We start from the raw sequence: 15631 nt of genomic DNA on the forward strand, positions 1-15631 counted from the left end.
CCTCTTTGATGTAAAATCATCTTTCTTAAAACTGGCCGAATGTAAGTCAGACGGGTTGCAAGGTCAAGCGGCTTAGATACAGGGCATATTTCTTGCTTTTATAAATGCAGGAAGAAAAAAGAACATCACCGTATTTTACCGGAGAATCCGCCATGCATATTTTAAGAATATCCACCCTGTGTCTCTGCCTTTTTTTCGTCATGGGCTGTACGGAAGAAAAAACAGACACGCCCCCGGCTCAGCCCCCCGCAAAAACCCGTCCCGAGGCCTCCATGACCTTTGATTTCAGAGGGGGGGATTTAAAGGTGACCGACAGAAGCAGCAGCATTTTCGATGCTGGCATCACCCTTGCCGCCCATGCCCTTGCCTCCCCGGAGACCATAGAAATCCGGCCTGCCAGCCTTCCGGCCCCCCTGCCAGCCGGGGAAAAAGCCGCAGGCCCTGCCGTGGCCTTTGCTCCCCACGGCCTTCTTTTTCAAAATCCTGCCATTCTTACCCTGCCCTACGCGGCAAAAACTGCCGATGGCAGCAGCATCCATGATTATCGGGTTCATGCCCGCTACTTTGATCCCATTGCGGGGCAGTGGAAAGCCATGCCCCTGAAAAAAAGAGACATCAAAAATAAAACCGTTTCCTTTGAAAGCAATCATTTCAGTGTTTATATTGCAAGTGTTCAGGCACCGGATACGGATTTTCCTGCTTACCCTCAAAAACTGACGCCGGGTGAATATTTTGTGCACCCTCCTGAGTTCAGGCTTGAAAACGGTAAACACATCCTGATAGAAAAAGGCCGGATCAACCGTCCCGGCATGCAGGCGGGCACCCCCTTTCACCTCTATGTCCGTTTTTATGATCAGGCCCTGCTGGCACTGGTGGACCAGCAGGCATCCGTGAACACGAAGGCAGGCCACAGGGCCGCATTCACGGAAGACGGTACAGGGGTCATCCTTGACACCTTTCCTGTTTTTGAAAAGGTAAGGGCATCAGGTGATGCACGGCTCTGGCGCTGGGAATCGGTTTTTGTGGCCGAGCTCACCCGGCTTGTCAATTACAAAACCGTGGATGAACAGAATCCCTATGTTCAGCCCTTTCCTGTCAATGAAAGGCTTTACGCAGAAATAGAAGCTGTAAACGAAAGGGAAATACGCCTGTCCTGGGGCTTTGACCTTCCCATGGAGATGGAATCGGAAATATATCAAGATAATCCCAGAGCCCAGACCCTCTGCATTGCCTTTGAAGCCACCTTTCTGGGGTTTCCCAATGGAGAAGAACCATGAAAAAGCAGATTCAAATCGGCATCGGCGTGGTCGTTCTTCTTGTGATCATCATCGGCCTTGCCTTGTATAAACCCTACTATGACCAGAAATACCAGTTCTCAGGCTTAGGAGAAATTTATGAGGCCAGACGGGGCAACTGGGAAACCCAGCAGCAGCGGCGCATGTTCTTTGAACCGGGAAGCCAGCCCCCCCTGGAAGAAACAGCCCATCTGCCCAGCTATGAACTTCGCTTTGCAACCAATCTTGCGGACGGGAGCTTCATGGCCATGGAGCTGACCTTCCGCTTCAGAAACAACAGCGGCATTACAGAAATCCGGAGAAGAGCCGACCGCATCCGCCACGCCCTGACCATCGCCCTTTCCCCCTATACCCGTGCGGACCTTGAAAACAATGAGGGGCGGGTACTGGCCGTGACGGATACCATCCTGCACCGCTACATTGAATCGGAGATCCAGCACCTTTATCTGACAGACTTCAGGCTCAGCGGCGGACCTGACAGTCCTTGAAAAAAAAAAGAGAGTGGGAAGCCAGAAGTTTTTTTCCATCATGTTTTACAGGAGCAGCCCTTGTGTCTGACCGCATGAAAATACCCGCCCGCACCATGGACCATCAAAATGTGACTGCGTCAGGGGAGTCATCAAAAAAAAAGATTCCCCTGAAAAGGAAAGTCGCCCTGCACATCAAAAAGCCTTGACGAAATAAGTCCCATCATCATATGGGACTCTTTTACCAATGGATTTTTCCAGGTAGAGGTGCTGGAATCAGCACCTTCTTTTTGCCGGAAATTTCTACGTTATTCAGTCATAAGACCGGGAGTCGGCATGTCAGAAAAAACAAACCAGCCCTTACGCATATGTATGATCAGTTACAGAAGCAACCCCCACTCCGGCGGACAGGGAGTATACATAAGAAACCTTGCCAAAGCCCTCTGTGAACTGGGTCATGAAGTGGACGTACTGGCCGGCCCCCCGGACCCCCTGCTTGAAGGCGCTGCCCGGCTGATTCCCGTTGAAACCCTGGATCTTTACAATCCCGAAGCCCTTTTCAGAACCCCCCGTCTGGATGAACTGAAGGATCCGGTGAACCTCATGGAATGGATCGGTACCTCCACCATGGGCTATCCCGAACCCTTCACCTTCGGATTCCGGGCCGTGCGCCACCTGAAAGACCAGCTCCATAAATACGATATTATCCACGACAACCAGAGCCTTTCCTATGGCATAGAAAAGCTCAGCCGGAAAATACCCACCGTGGCCACCATCCACCATCCCATGACGGTGGACCGCAGGCTGGCCGTGCGCAGCGTGCGGGCACCCTGGAAAAAATTCAAGCACCTGCGCTGGTATTCCTTCATCGGCATGCAGAAGAGGGTCAGCCGCAAACTTCCCAAAATTATCACGGTAAGTGAATTTTCCAAAAAGGATATTGCACGGGAATACGCCATTGATCCTTCCCGTTTTTCCGTTGTTCCCAATGGCATTTCAACGGAACTTTTCCATCCCATGCCAGCCATCCCCAGAGAACCGGGACGGCTCATTGTCACCAACAGTGCGGACATGCCCCTAAAGGGCCTCTACCATCTGCTAGAGGCCCTGCACCGGGTGTCCCTCACCCACTCCGTGCGGCTTACGGTCATCGGCAAAGCCAAGGAAAAGGGAGGCATTGAGAAACTGATCAAAAAACTCAATATTGCCCACCTCATCGATTTTACGGGAAGAATTGATCACCATCAGTTTGTCAGGGAATATGCCAAAGCATCCATCGCCGTTGTACCTTCCCTTTACGAGGGTTTTGGCCTGCCCGTGGGCGAAGCCATGGCCACGGCCACACCGGTGATCTCCACCACGGGCGGTGCCCTTCCGGAAGTAGCCGGAGATGCGGCCCTTCTCGTACCACCGGGCAATTCCAATGCTCTGGCAAAGGCCATATGCAGTCTTCTGGATGATCCTGAAAAAAGAAAACAGCTCGGAGCAGCAGGATACAACCGGGTACACGAACATTTCACATGGAAAAATGCTGCGGAAAAAACCGTAGAAACTTACAGGGAGGTTATCCGTGATTACCGTTGATTTCCGTCGCATGAACATACAGCCGGGCTGGAAAATCCTCGACATCGGCAGCGGTCCCGGCCGCCATACGGCAGCGGCCTACGGCCTTGAAAGGGTTACGGCCATTGGCGCAGACCTCTGCCACAAAGATCTCCTTTCCGCCAGAGAACGCCTTGAAAACCATGACATGATGGGCTGGCACGGTGGCGGCTCATGGGGACTGAGTACGGCAGACATCACAAGGCTTCCTTTCAAGGATCAGGCCTTTGATGCGGTCATCTGCTCTGAGGTCATGGAACATATCCCCAACGACAGGGCCGCAGCAGCGGAGCTGGTCCGGGTGGCAAAGCCGGGGGCCGATGTGGTGGTCAGTGTCCCCCGTTTCTGGCCGGAAAAAATCTGCTGGTGGCTGGCAAAGGACTACAGCCATGCCAATCAGGGCCATGTCCGCATTTATAAAAAAAATGAGCTGATCCGTATGCTGAAGGCACAGGGGCTTGAATACAAAGGATACGGTTACGCCCATGGTTTGCACAGCCCCTTCTGGTGGCTGAAATGTCTGGTGGGCCCCACCAATGATCAGCACCCGGCGGTAAAGCTTTACCATCGTTTTCTGGTCTGGGACATTATGGAAAAACCACTATTTACAAGGTTTCTGGACCGTATGCTCAACCCTTTCATGGGAAAAAGCCTTGTGCTGTATTTTCGTAAGCCATAAGATAAAAAAAAAACAAGCTGCCTATAAAACAGATGAAAATTAAAATTATGTTCCGGGGTGCTTGCATCCCGGCATCTGAATTGTTAGGATGGCGTTCACGGTAGCGGGGCTTCATGAATGGTCCTGCTTTCTGCCCTGAGCGGCATGACAGCCTTTATTAAGATTTACAGACATGAAAAAACACCGCATCCTTCCCATTCTTTTATGCCTGACGCTCATGATATCCCTGATATTGGCAGCGGTGCAGGCCATAGCCGGAGAGCCCCTTCTTCCCGGAACGGAATCCCCTTCCCTTGCCATGCAGGTTCATGTGCGTGAAACCAATCAGGCCTTACTGACCCCTCACTGGAGCCATGCGGATCAAGCCATGCACCTAAGCAATCCAGGTAAATCCCAGGGCATGGATCTGCGCATGACCATGGACAGACTTCATTTCAAATCTTCCATACAGCAGGAGAATACCCGAAGTTCCTTTCCCTATACGCCTGAATTCGGAGAAAAGAATCTCTACAGCACAGACCAGGACCGCATGGACTGGGCCGCAGGCATTGGTTATCAGTGGGATCTTCTCAACCAGCGCCTCTCCCTGATTCCCATGATGGGCCTTTCCTATCACGGTCACCGCCAGACTCCGGATGGTTCCCTGCCGCCTGCTGCGGAGCCTGCACCGGATAAAAATGCTCTCTCCGAATGGAACAGCTGGTGGTTCGGCCTGGATCTCCGTGCCCAGCCAAGACCGGATCTTTCCGTGGAATCTTCCCTTCTTTTCCACAATGCCAGATTCTCGGAAAGAAATTCCGAATGGGCTGAAATGAGTGAGACCGACATCAAAAATGAAGGCGAAGGACGCATCTTCCGTCTCGGAGTCCGCCAGCAGATCAGCCCCTCCTGGAGTGCCGGTATCCTCTACAGCTGGCAGCAGTGGATGGCCGAAAAGGGTGAGCTGCCCCCAGGTCTTGCACCCGATGACAAAAGACACTCCGGCATTCCCTTCAATGGCAATCTTCAGGAGCTGAACATTTCCCTAAGCTATGGTTTTTAAGAAAGAAGGAAAGGGGGGCAGACCCTTGACACGCTTTCTGGTCTCCAACTAAAAGGGGACATCTTTTACATAGAAAAAAAAAGCCATGACTCTGATGATGGCGTATTTCAGAAACAATCTGCTGGCTTTTCAAATGATTTTGATGGTTTTCTTTGTTGCGGTATCGTGCAGGCAGCGGGTTCCCGGTTTCAGGATTTGGAGGGGAGCAATGGTGCCATTATTAGAGATACCCAAACCAAGCTGGAATGGCAGCGCTGCCCCCATGGTCAGAGCTGGTCGGGTTCCGGTTGCAGCGGCATTGCCTGGTATGGAACATGGCCGGAGTCCTTGAATCTGACTGCTCCGGCTGGATTCCGACGCCCTACATTGCATGGACTGGAAACTCTGGTTCCATATAATCAAAGTGTCTTTCATGGTGCTGGCAGGTTTTGGTCATCCTCCCCGCCTGCAAGCATACTCCGAGAATGCACAGAATCTATTCCATTCCTGCAACGGACGTGTCAACGGAAACAACTTGCGCTTCATTACGATCATGTGCACCTCGTGCGTGAAGGCAGGTAACCACCAAAAAAGGACAGTCCCCTGCCTGCTTCTCATAGAAATGATACGAATGGATTCATTGCTTACTCGGAACATATAAAGCGTCGATTCTTTTGAAGAAAACCAAAAACGAGATGGTTTTGTCGAGTGAGTTTTGAACTTTTAAGTAAGCCTCCATCAACTCTTTGCGGGCAGAATCAAAAATCCGGACTTTCATGAAAACTCTTTTCTTATGGATTTTTTTGCATCTTCTCAATCCATGTACGCTTCTTCTCCCTTTTCAAAGGAGCCCCTCCTTTTCTTCAAGGACACTCCCATGCCATTGGGGGGATAGCACCATATCTCCACCCCGGCAACAATCATCCCAAAGCAGCTCCATGGCTAAAATTTTCTCTTCAAAGCTCATGGTTTTTTAGACTGAACCAGACCCATTGGTACCCCTTTCCTTTTAACCCAAAAATTTAAAAGTGATCAGCCCCCTTTTAAAATAATGACATTGCCGAACCCTTCTCACGGAGGTTGAAAATCCGATGAAAAGACAATTTCGATTTTATGCAGTGCACCATCCGGTTCAAGGCTGAGTTTGAAGTGTAAAGGAAAGCAGGGATCAACCCGGTAACCTGATACCATAAGGAGTCATATGTGATTGTCGTTGGCAGATTTTCGTTCCCCCATGAAGCTCACATTGCCAAAGCCAGCCTTGACAGCGCTGGCATAGAAAGCTGCATTGCAGACGAGCATACGGTGAATGCTCAGTGGTTATATTCTAATGCCATTGGTGGCGTTCGCTTAATGGTGGCAGAAAAAGACGCAGATGAAGCTTATAAAATACTGAACACTGACTTCTCGCAGTCATTAGAAAATGAAATCGCTGCTGAGGAAGGCAGGGACGTTTGCCCTCATTGTGGCAGTACGGATTTGTCCCCACATACCAAAGGGAAGCGTCCGGCTTTTCTGGTTTTCATTTTGATAGGCTTTCCATTATTCTTTTACAAGCATGGGTATAAATGTAAGCAGTGCGGACAATTTAACGAAAAGCTTTGAACAGCGGCATAGCTGTGAAAAAAGATGTTTTCTGCATTAAAAATCCCCGTTTTCCAGAGCCCTTAAAGAAGAACAAGGCAGGGATGCTGTGGTATGGGATGACAAGGTTGATATGAGTGAATATGATTTAATGATGAACGATCAACTCTTACCATACCAAACTTAAAGGAGATAAAAACCAAAATGAAATCAAAATGTCAGATATGCAATTCAGAATATACCCGTTCAGGCATGTCCAGACACATCAAAAACTGTCTGGGCAAGCATTTTAAAACGTCTGGCAATGGAACAGCCAAGCGGGTTTTTTACCTCCACATCCATGCCACATACAATCAGGACTATTTTCTCCATATCCTCATGAAAGAAAATGCCCGGCTCGAAGATCTTGACACCTTCCTTCGTAACATATGGCTCGAATGCTGCGGACATCTGAGCGCTTTTACCTACGACGGCTACGGGGAAGATATTAATATAAAATCAACAATCTCCAAGATCTTTGAGCCCGGTCTTTCCTTATCCTATATGTATGACTTCGGTGACACGACAGAACTCACCATCAAAAATGTTGAAATATATAAAGGTGTCACCGAAGGAAATAAAAAAATCCAGATTGTGTCCCGCAACGCGGACCCAGCTGTCATCTGTGATGAATGCGGCAAAAAACCGGCTACAGTAATTTGTACGGAATGCCAGTATGAGGATGCAGGCTGGCTGTGTAAAAAATGTGCCCAAAACCATGAGTGTGATGAAGACATGTTTCTTCCGGTTGTCAATTCTCCAAGGGCTGGTGCTTGTGGATACACAGGAGATTAAAATGACGTTTCCCCTCCATTTTCGCCGGGCCGAAGCCAGCCCGGAAGATGCCCTTTTCTTTGCACAGGCCCTCAACATGGCCAGTGATGGCCTCCTGCATTTTCTGTTCGGCTCCGGATACGGGGATATTATTGCCCAGACCAGCATGGTTTCAGGCCACGACCTCTCCCTTGAACATGTCCTGCTGGCAGAATGTGAGGGAGAACCTGTGGCCATGCTCAGCGGCATGGCGGTGGCATCCATGGCCGATTTTTCCCCTGTTCTACGCAGGGCCGCAGGCAGACAGATCTGGCGGGCGGGCCTTCTTGCCCTTACCGCCCTTCCCCTTTTCAAAGCCATGTCCATACACAACCCGAACGACTGGTATCTTCAGGCCATTGCCGTATCGGAAAAGCTGCGGGGAACGGGGACAGGATCAAAACTCCTTGCCATGGCCGAAGAAAGGGCGATAAGCTGCGGCGCACACCGCATCACACTGGATGTGTCATCGGCCAATGCCGCAGCACTTCGCCTGTATCAGCGCATGGGCTATGGGCAGGAAAGCATCTCTTCAGCGGCTCTTTTATTGGGCGGCCTGCGGGTTCGGCGCATGGTCAAAACCCTGCTACTGGCCTGAGAAAAAAGAATCTGTCCTGCCATCAAAAAATCAGGGCAAACCGGCTCAGAAAAACCGCAAGGAAAGGATACCTGCCATGCAAACCACAGAAAAAACCCCTTTCGTCTTTTTTCAGGGAAAAACGCCCTTCAATCCGGAAAAACCCAGCCTCCTCTTTATTCACGGAGCAGGTCTGGATGGCCGGTTCTGGAAACTGCAGATGGAAGGGCTTTATCCTGCGGCCAACTGCTTTGCCATCACCCTGCCCGGCCGGGGGGCATCGCCACTGCCCGCCTGTTCTTCCGTTGCAGACCAGGCCTCCCACATTGCTGCATTTCTGGATCATATGAAAATTGAAAAGCCCTTTATCTGCGGCATTTCCATGGGCGGAGCCATTGTGCTGAACCTGCTTGCGGAAAACTCCGCCTGCTTTTCCGGTGGTATCATCATCAATTCAGGGGCAAGACTCCGGGTCAATCCGGGGATTTTTGAAATGGTTGAAAAGGATTTTAAAAATTTTAAAGATCTCCAGATACAGCTCAGTATTTCCCCGTCCACCCCAGCGGATACCATAAAACCCCTTCTGGATGCCGCATCCATTGATAATCCTGACACCATCACCAAAGACTTCAGGGCCTGCGACGGCTTTGACATCATGGACCGGCTGCACCGGATCACAGCTCCCGTGCTCATCCTTACGGCATCCGATGACCAGCTTTCTCCAGTGAAATACGGCCACTACCTCAAAGAGCATATCTCCGGTTCCCTGATGGAATGCATTGAAGGAGCAGGCCATCTTTCTCCCCTGGAAACACCCGAGGCGGTGAATCAGGCCATTTTACATTTCATTTCCTCTCCGGAATAAGCCCTTTTCTTCCCCATCCTTTTTGCGCCGGAAAAGGATGGGGATCTGAGATCGCTCAAAAAACAAAAAGCCTTCCTTGACCCCCATGACCCGAGGCCGTATATTATCCAGCTCAAAGCAGGCCCTGTGTTCTGGTTTTACCGATTCCGTAACACACACAACCTTTTTACATAAGGAAAATATATGAGCGAAACCGTAAAACTGATCATAGAGGGAAAAGAGTACGAGCTTCCCGTCATTGTAGGTACAGAAGGCGAAAAAGCCTTTGATATTACATCCCTTCGCCAGAAAACCGGTTATATTACCTATGATCCGGGATTTGGCAACACAGGCAGCTGCGCTTCGGCCATCACCTTCATGGACGGAGAAAGGGGCATTCTCAGATACAGGGGGATTCCCATCGAAGATCTGGCAGAAAACGCCACCTTCATTGAAACGGCATATCTGCTCATCAACGGTCACCTCCCCACCCTTAACGAGCTGAACAGAACCCGTGTGCTTCTCAATGATTTTTCCCTGATCCATGAAAGCATGCAGGTCTTTTTCCAGAATTTCCCCAGAGCATCCCACCCCATGGGCATCCTTTCCGGCATGATCATGGCTTTAAGAAGCTTCTATCCGGATATGGGGGAAGAAGACATCAACATCCACTTCCTCTATCTGCTTTCCAAGGTTCGCACCATGGCGGCCATGTCCTACCGCATGTCCAGGGGAGAAAAGGTGGTCTATCCCAGACACGACCTCTCCTACTGTGCCAACTTTCTCAATATGATGTTCGACAGCCCGGTTCATCCCTATATTGTGGATGAAGATCTGGTACGTGCCCTCAATGTCTTTCTCATCCTCCACGCAGACCACGAGCAGAACTGTTCCACTTCTGCCGTAAGGGTCGTGGGCTCCAGCAAGGCCCCCCTTTACGCTTCCATTGCAGCAGGCGTTTCCGCCCTCTGGGGCCCCCTGCACGGGGGAGCCAATCAGGCGGTCATTGAAATGCTGGAAAAAATTCTCAAGGAAGGCGCTACCATTGATGAGGTTATCCGAAGGGCCAAGGACAGAAAAGATCCCTTCCGCCTCATGGGTTTCGGCCACAGGGTGTACAAAACCTATGACCCAAGGGCCAAAATAATCAAAAAGATGTGCGATAAAATCCTTGAAAAACTGAAAATCGAAGACCCCCTGCTGGATATTGCCAAAAAGCTGGAAGAGGTGGCCCTGACAGATCCCTACTTTGTGGATCACAACCTCTATCCCAATGTGGATTTTTATTCCGGCATTGTCTTAAGGGCCATGCGCATTCCCACCAACATGTTCCCCGTAATGTTTGCCATTGGCCGTCTGCCCGGATGGATTGCCCAGTGGAAGGAAAGCATGGAAGATCCTTCCCAGCGCATCAGCCGTCCAAGGCAGATTTATACCGGCCTTCCGCAGAATCCCTTCCAGGATATCATGGAAAGGTAACAAAAAAGGCATGTTCCGGCAGAAATATATCCCGCCGGAACATGCCGTAAATATTCACCATATTTCCTTGAACAACGAAAGCACCTCCCAGACTTTTACGAAGGCACTCTGGTTATTTGCTTGTGACGCAATCCGAAACGATTGCAAAGTCACTCGCAAACAACCAGAATGCTCTTAAGCATGATATACTCCGCACGATCATTTTTGAAACAAAATGATGAACATTTTGGTTTTATTACTTTCTTCCCTCACCCCCGGCCCCTCTCCCGAAGGGAGAGGGGAGAAAAACAGCCATCCTCAAGGCTCCCTCTCCCCTTGGGTGGTGGCTGAGGTTCTCGAAGCCAGAGGGTTGCCTGCCCGACACACAGGCCTTCTGCATAGCTTTTTATAATGCCATGGTTTCTTTTGCCTGTGTGCGGGGGGGTGAGGGTCTCATTAAAAAAATCAGAATAACAATCCAATTTTCTGATGTTTCACATATGAGCATCTGGAGTATAACAGCCTCAACCTACCTTGCTCTGGGCAAAATAAGATTCAGCATAATCCCCAGAATGGCCGCAAGGCCGATACCCTCCAGAGAAAACTGCCCCGCAGAAAAGCTCATGCCACCGATACCAAAAACCAGAATCAGCGCCACAATGGCAAGATTGCGGTTCTGCATGAGATCCAGCCCTGAACGCACCAGACTGTTCAGACCTACCACCATGATGGCACCGAAAAGAAGCAGCATGATCCCGCCCATGACCACGGCGGGAATGGTGGCCAGCAGAGCCCCCAGCTTACCCACAAAGGCAAGGAGAATGGCACAGATGGCCGCCCAGGTCATGACCCCTGCGTTTTTCACCCCGGTCAGTGCCACGGCACCGGTTACTTCCGAATAGGTGGTGTTGGGAGGTCCGCCGAGAAAGGAAGCAAAGCTTGTGGCAAGGCCGTCTCCCAGCATGGTGTTTTCAACCCCAGGATCTTCCAGATAATCCTTGCCCGTAATGGCACCGATGGCCAGCACGTCTCCAAAATGCTCGATGGCAGGGGCAATGGCTACGGGAATAATGAACAAAATAGCAGCCAGATGAAATTCAGGGGCTGTAAAGGAAGGAATGGCAAACCAGGGAGCCTCTTTTACGGGTGTAAAATCCACAAGGCCATAAAAAAGGGCCAGAGAATAGCCCACCACAATACCGCAGAAAATGGGAATCAGACGAAACATGCCTCGCCCCAGCAAAGAAACCAGTACCGTGGTTGCCAGAGCTGCCATGGAAACGGTGAGGGCTGTTCCTCTGGGTACAATATTATCGGGATTGGCCACACCCGTTGCCATCTGCACGGCAATGGGGGCAAGGATAAGACCAATCACCATAATTACAGGCCCCGTCACCACAGGCGGCAGAATACGGTGCACAATGGCCACTCCCTGCCAGCGGATGAGAAAGCTTAAAAGAATATAGACAAAACCAGCGGCCACAAGCCCACCCATGGTGGCAGCCACACCCCACTGGGCCGTACCAATGGAAATGGGAGCAATAAAGGCAAAGGAAGATGCAAGGAAAATCGGCACCTTCCCCTTTGTCACCAACTGAAAGATCAGTGTGCCTGCACCTGCCGTAAACAGGGCCACATTGGGATCAAGGCCCGTGAGAAGCGGTACCAGTACCAAAGCACCAAAGGCCACAAACAGCATCTGGCTACCGATAAGGGCGTCTTTGCCCTGAAAACGGTAGGCCGTGGGGTCATTTTTGTCCTGCATAAATAAAGCTCCTTGGAAAATATAGTTGCCAGCACCCATGGTGCAGGCTTTCATACAAACAGGCGCAAGACCTGCCCCTGTGAATGTTTTTTTATGCCCCCGTTTTATGCAGGGCAACATTTACGGGTGCCCGCTTCAGCGGGTTCCGAAAATCTTATCCCCTGCATCCCCCAGACCCGGAAGAATATAGCCCTTGTCATTCAGACGCTCATCCACGGCAGCCACATAGACATCCACATCCGGGTGCGCCTTTTCAAGGCGTTTCAGGCCTTCGGGGGCCGCCACCAGAAAAATCCCCCTGATCTGCGTGCATCCGGCTTTTTTCAAAAGACTGACGGTCTCAATGAGGGTTCCGCCCGTAGCCAGCATGGGATCCAGAATCAGGGCCATACGCTTATCCATATCCGAAGCCAGCTTTACATAATAATGCACCGGCTCCAGTGTTTCCTCGTCCCGGTACAGCCCCACCACACTGACCTTGGCAGAAGGAATCATATCCAGCACCCCGTCCATCATCCCAAGACCTGCCCGCAGAATGGGAACCACCGTCACCTTTTTCCCCTTGATCTGATCCACTTCTACGGGACCGGCCCAGCCGTCTACGGTAACGCTTTCCGTCTCAAAATCCTTGGTGGCCTCATAGGTAAGAAGCCTTGCCACCTCATTGGAAACAGCCCGAAAATTTTTGGTAGCCAGCTCCTTTTTCCGGAGCAGCCCCAGCTTGTGCCTGATCAAAGGGTGATCTGCCACATACACAGCCATACAAACCTCCTTGGGGGAAGAATCTTTTTTTACCAAATCACAGGCAGAATCCGGCAGCTTCCAGAGCCTGCACCTGCGGCACAGCCCCTGCCCTGAAGACTGTCCGGACCATGGGGGCAAGGGATCAGACCAGAGGCCATACACCTGAAACAATTGGATTTTATTGCTTTTTCAAGCAGTGAATCCAAAACACATTAAAGGAAGCGAGGGCATCGGTCAAGGCAAAAGCATCGGCCTTGCCTGACCAATGCCAAGGTGCTACAAGCGGATTCTGATGTGAAACACCTTTTACGGACAGATCATGGAATCCAAATCTTTTTTTATACATGTGGCTGTGGATGCCCCCCTTTTTTCCCTTTTCACCTATGGTGTTCCCCATGGCCTGAGGGATCGTATCCTCCCGGGTATCCGGGTGCTGGTTCCCCTCGGCCCACGGAGAATCACAGGGTATGTGATCAAAGTCACCGACCATGCACCCGAAGACATCCGTATTGCAGACATCCTTGATGTTCTGGATGAAGCCCCCTTTTTCCCTGCAGAGCACCTTGCTTTTTACCAGCGCATGGCCGCCTATTACCACCATCCGCCGGGAGAAACCCTTTCCACGGCTCTGCCTGCGGGCATCAACCTTTCCGACAAAAGCATGTATGCCCTGACCCCGGAAGGCGAAAAAGCCGAATCCAGCCATCCGCAGCTCAGCATACTGCAGCTTTTGAAAAACGCCCCCCTCTCCCTGCAGCAGATCCGGCTCCGGGACCACGGCACCACCAAAAAAACCATGGATCTTCTCTGCAAAGAAGGCCTTGTGGAAATCCGCAGGATCTTCAGGGAAAGGCAGGCAAAGGCCAAAACCCGCAAAAGCTACGCCATTGCACCGGAGATACAGCCCCCCCTTTCCATCACACCCAAACGCCTTGCCCTCTGGGAATGGCTCAAAAAAAACGGACCTGCGGATACCTCCATCATTCAGCAGGAGATGGGCAACCCGGCCTCAGCCCTGCGCTGGCTGAAGGAAAAGGCGCTGATCCTTGAAGAGGAGGTCCGGGTTTTCAGGGACCCTCTGGGAGACACGGTGGAAGCCGACCTTCCCCCTAAGCTCAATGAAGAACAAAAAGAAGTTGTGCAGACCGTTCTCACGGCCATGGAAGGGGGATTCCACCGCTTTCTTCTCCATGGAGTCACGGGTTCCGGAAAAACGGAAATCTACCTCCACCTTGTGGACGCCTGCCTGAAAAAGGAAAAACCCGCCATTGTTCTGGTGCCGGAAATTGCCCTGATCTCCCAGATAGCCGGACGCTTCCGTGCCCGTTTCGGAGAACGGGTCGCGGTACTGCACAGCGGGCTTTCCAAGGGAGAAAGGCTGGACCAGTGGGAAAGGATTCTTTCCGGGGAGCTGAAGGTTGTCATCGGAGCCAGATCTGCGGTTTTCGCCCCTGTTCTGAACCCCGGCATCATTATTGTGGATGAGGAGCATGACGGCTCCTACAAGCAGGATACGGGTCTTCGATACAATGGCCGGGACATGGCCATCCTCAGGGCACAGCTGGAAAACTGCGCCGTTCTCTTAGGATCCGCCACCCCCTCCATCCAGAGTTATGCCAATGCCATCAACGGCAGGTTCACCCTTCTCCGCCTCACCCGCAGGGTCAACCAGCGCCCCCTGCCTGCCGTCACCCTTGTGGATCTCAGGGAAATGAAACATGCCGCAGGCGTGGAACGCTATATCTCCCGCCCCCTGTACGGAGCCATGAAAACCGCTTTAGAAAAGGGTGAGCAGGTTCTTTTGTTTTTAAACAGAAGGGGCTATGCGGGTTTTCCCGTATGCGGCAGCTGCGGGGAGATTGTCAAATGCCGCCACTGCGACATTTCTTTAACCCTGCACAGAAAAGCCAGCGCCTTTCTCTGCCATTTCTGCGGATTTTCCATGGCTTCCAGCCCCCTTTGCCCCTCATGCAGGGCGCCGGAAGTCCGGGTTTTGGGCATGGGAACGGAAAAGGTGGAAGCCGCAGCCCGCTACCTTTTTCCCGAAGCCCGCATCCTGCGTATGGATCAGGATACAACGGCTAAAAAGGGGCAGCTCATCCGCATGCTTCGCCAGATACGCAGCCGGGAAGTGGATATTCTTGTGGGAACCCAGATGGTGGCCAAAGGCCATGATTTTCCGGGAATTACCCTTGTGGGTATTCTCAATGCGGATCTGGGATTGAGTTTTCCCGACTTCCGGGCCAGCGAACGCAATTTTCAGACACTGGCCCAGGTGGCTGGTCGGGCAGGCAGGGGGGATCTCTCGGGCAGGGTCATCCTCCAGACCTTCAACCCGGATCATTACAGCATACAGACTGCCTGTTCTCAAGACAGTGAAGCCTTTTTCAGAGAAGAGATCGGCACACGCAGAATGCTGGGGTATCCGCCCTTTTCCCGCATGATCCAGATCCGCATTTCAGGAGAAAAGGAAGAGAAGGTTCAGGAAGCGGCAGCAAAAGCCGCAGACAGGGCAAAGGCCGCCTCATCGGGAAGGGTGCGTATTTTAGGGCCTGCCCAGTCCCCCATCGCCCGCATGGCAGGTCAGTTCCGCCATCAGATTCTTCTCATGGGAACGGACAGTCTCTGCCTCAATGAAAGCGCAGAAGCGGCTGTTTCCGTTAAGGTGTCAGGTGTCAGGGTGCTCATGGATGTGGACCCCTATGCCATGCTTTAGATGGCTTCATGGATCATCATTTAACCG

General features: G+C 51.5%; 14 protein-coding genes. 11 read left to right on the forward strand and 3 right to left on the reverse strand.

Annotated features, from left to right (window positions below; all coding sequences use genetic code 11):
- Positions 1 to 152: 152 nt before the first annotated feature.
- From LZ24_RS11355 to LZ24_RS11385, 6 genes are all read left to right on the forward strand, one after another.
- Positions 153 to 1277, forward strand: a complete 1125-nt coding sequence (locus tag LZ24_RS11355) for a hypothetical protein (protein ID WP_186443090.1) — start codon at positions 153 to 155, stop codon at positions 1275 to 1277.
- On the forward strand, positions 1274 to 1783 hold the full coding sequence (locus LZ24_RS11360; protein WP_144685423.1) for a flagellar basal body-associated FliL family protein: 510 nt from the start codon (positions 1274 to 1276) through the stop codon (positions 1781 to 1783). Before LZ24_RS11355 ends, LZ24_RS11360 begins: the two co-directional genes overlap by 4 nt.
- Before the next feature lie 315 nt (positions 1784 to 2098).
- Positions 2099 to 3346 (forward strand): glycosyltransferase family 4 protein, encoded by a 1248-nt coding sequence (locus LZ24_RS11365; protein ID WP_144685424.1) that lies wholly within the window; start codon positions 2099 to 2101, stop codon positions 3344 to 3346.
- The gene (locus tag LZ24_RS11370; protein WP_144685425.1) at positions 3333 to 4043 is read left to right on the forward strand and encodes a class I SAM-dependent methyltransferase; all 711 of its coding nucleotides are present in this window, start codon (positions 3333 to 3335) and stop codon (positions 4041 to 4043) included. Before LZ24_RS11365 ends, LZ24_RS11370 begins: the two co-directional genes overlap by 14 nt.
- A 172-nt stretch (positions 4044 to 4215) precedes the next feature.
- Complete coding sequence (locus LZ24_RS11375; RefSeq protein WP_144685426.1) at positions 4216 to 5085, forward strand: hypothetical protein; 870 nt, start codon at positions 4216 to 4218, stop codon at positions 5083 to 5085.
- 1182 nt (positions 5086 to 6267) lie between these two features.
- The gene (locus LZ24_RS11385) at positions 6268 to 6669 is read left to right on the forward strand and encodes a putative signal transducing protein (RefSeq protein ID WP_144685428.1); all 402 of its coding nucleotides are present in this window, start codon (positions 6268 to 6270) and stop codon (positions 6667 to 6669) included.
- Between the two features lie 225 nt (positions 6670 to 6894).
- Here the strand turns inward: LZ24_RS11385 and LZ24_RS17960 are convergent, their stop codons facing one another.
- Entirely contained in the window at positions 6895 to 7020 is a 126-nt protein-coding gene (locus LZ24_RS17960) for a hypothetical protein (protein WP_281282287.1), read from the reverse strand.
- Between the two features lie 6 nt (positions 7021 to 7026).
- Between LZ24_RS17960 and LZ24_RS17245 the strand changes: the two genes are divergently transcribed.
- From LZ24_RS17245 to LZ24_RS11400, 4 genes are all read left to right on the forward strand, one after another.
- Positions 7027 to 7482, forward strand: coding sequence for a B-box zinc finger protein (locus LZ24_RS17245; RefSeq protein WP_186443092.1), 456 nt, complete (start codon positions 7027 to 7029; stop codon positions 7480 to 7482).
- Position 7483: 1 nt separating this feature from the next.
- Entirely contained in the window at positions 7484 to 8098 is a 615-nt protein-coding gene (locus tag LZ24_RS11390) for a GNAT family N-acetyltransferase (protein ID WP_186443093.1), read from the forward strand.
- Between the two features lie 76 nt (positions 8099 to 8174).
- Positions 8175 to 8942, forward strand: a complete 768-nt coding sequence (locus LZ24_RS11395) for an alpha/beta fold hydrolase (protein ID WP_186443094.1) — start codon at positions 8175 to 8177, stop codon at positions 8940 to 8942.
- A gap of 183 nt (positions 8943 to 9125) precedes the next feature.
- Entirely contained in the window at positions 9126 to 10400 is a 1275-nt protein-coding gene (locus tag LZ24_RS11400) for a citrate synthase (RefSeq protein WP_144685431.1), read from the forward strand.
- Between the two features lie 508 nt (positions 10401 to 10908).
- Here the strand turns inward: LZ24_RS11400 and LZ24_RS11405 are convergent.
- Positions 10909 to 12144, reverse strand: coding sequence for a uracil-xanthine permease family protein (locus LZ24_RS11405; RefSeq protein ID WP_144685432.1), 1236 nt, complete (start codon positions 12142 to 12144; stop codon positions 10909 to 10911).
- 135 nt (positions 12145 to 12279) lie between these two features.
- Positions 12280 to 12906 (reverse strand): uracil phosphoribosyltransferase, encoded by a 627-nt coding sequence (gene upp / locus LZ24_RS11410; RefSeq protein WP_144685433.1) that lies wholly within the window; start codon positions 12904 to 12906, stop codon positions 12280 to 12282.
- 301 nt (positions 12907 to 13207) lie between these two features.
- Between upp and priA the strand changes: the two genes are divergently transcribed.
- Complete coding sequence (gene priA / locus LZ24_RS11415; RefSeq protein ID WP_144685434.1) at positions 13208 to 15604, forward strand: replication restart helicase PriA; 2397 nt, start codon at positions 13208 to 13210, stop codon at positions 15602 to 15604.
- Positions 15605 to 15631 lie beyond the last annotated feature (27 nt).

The organism is Desulfobotulus alkaliphilus (assembly GCF_007830435.1).
In the GTDB taxonomy this organism is placed as follows: Bacteria; Desulfobacterota; Desulfobacteria; order Desulfobacterales; family ASO4-4; genus Desulfobotulus; species Desulfobotulus alkaliphilus.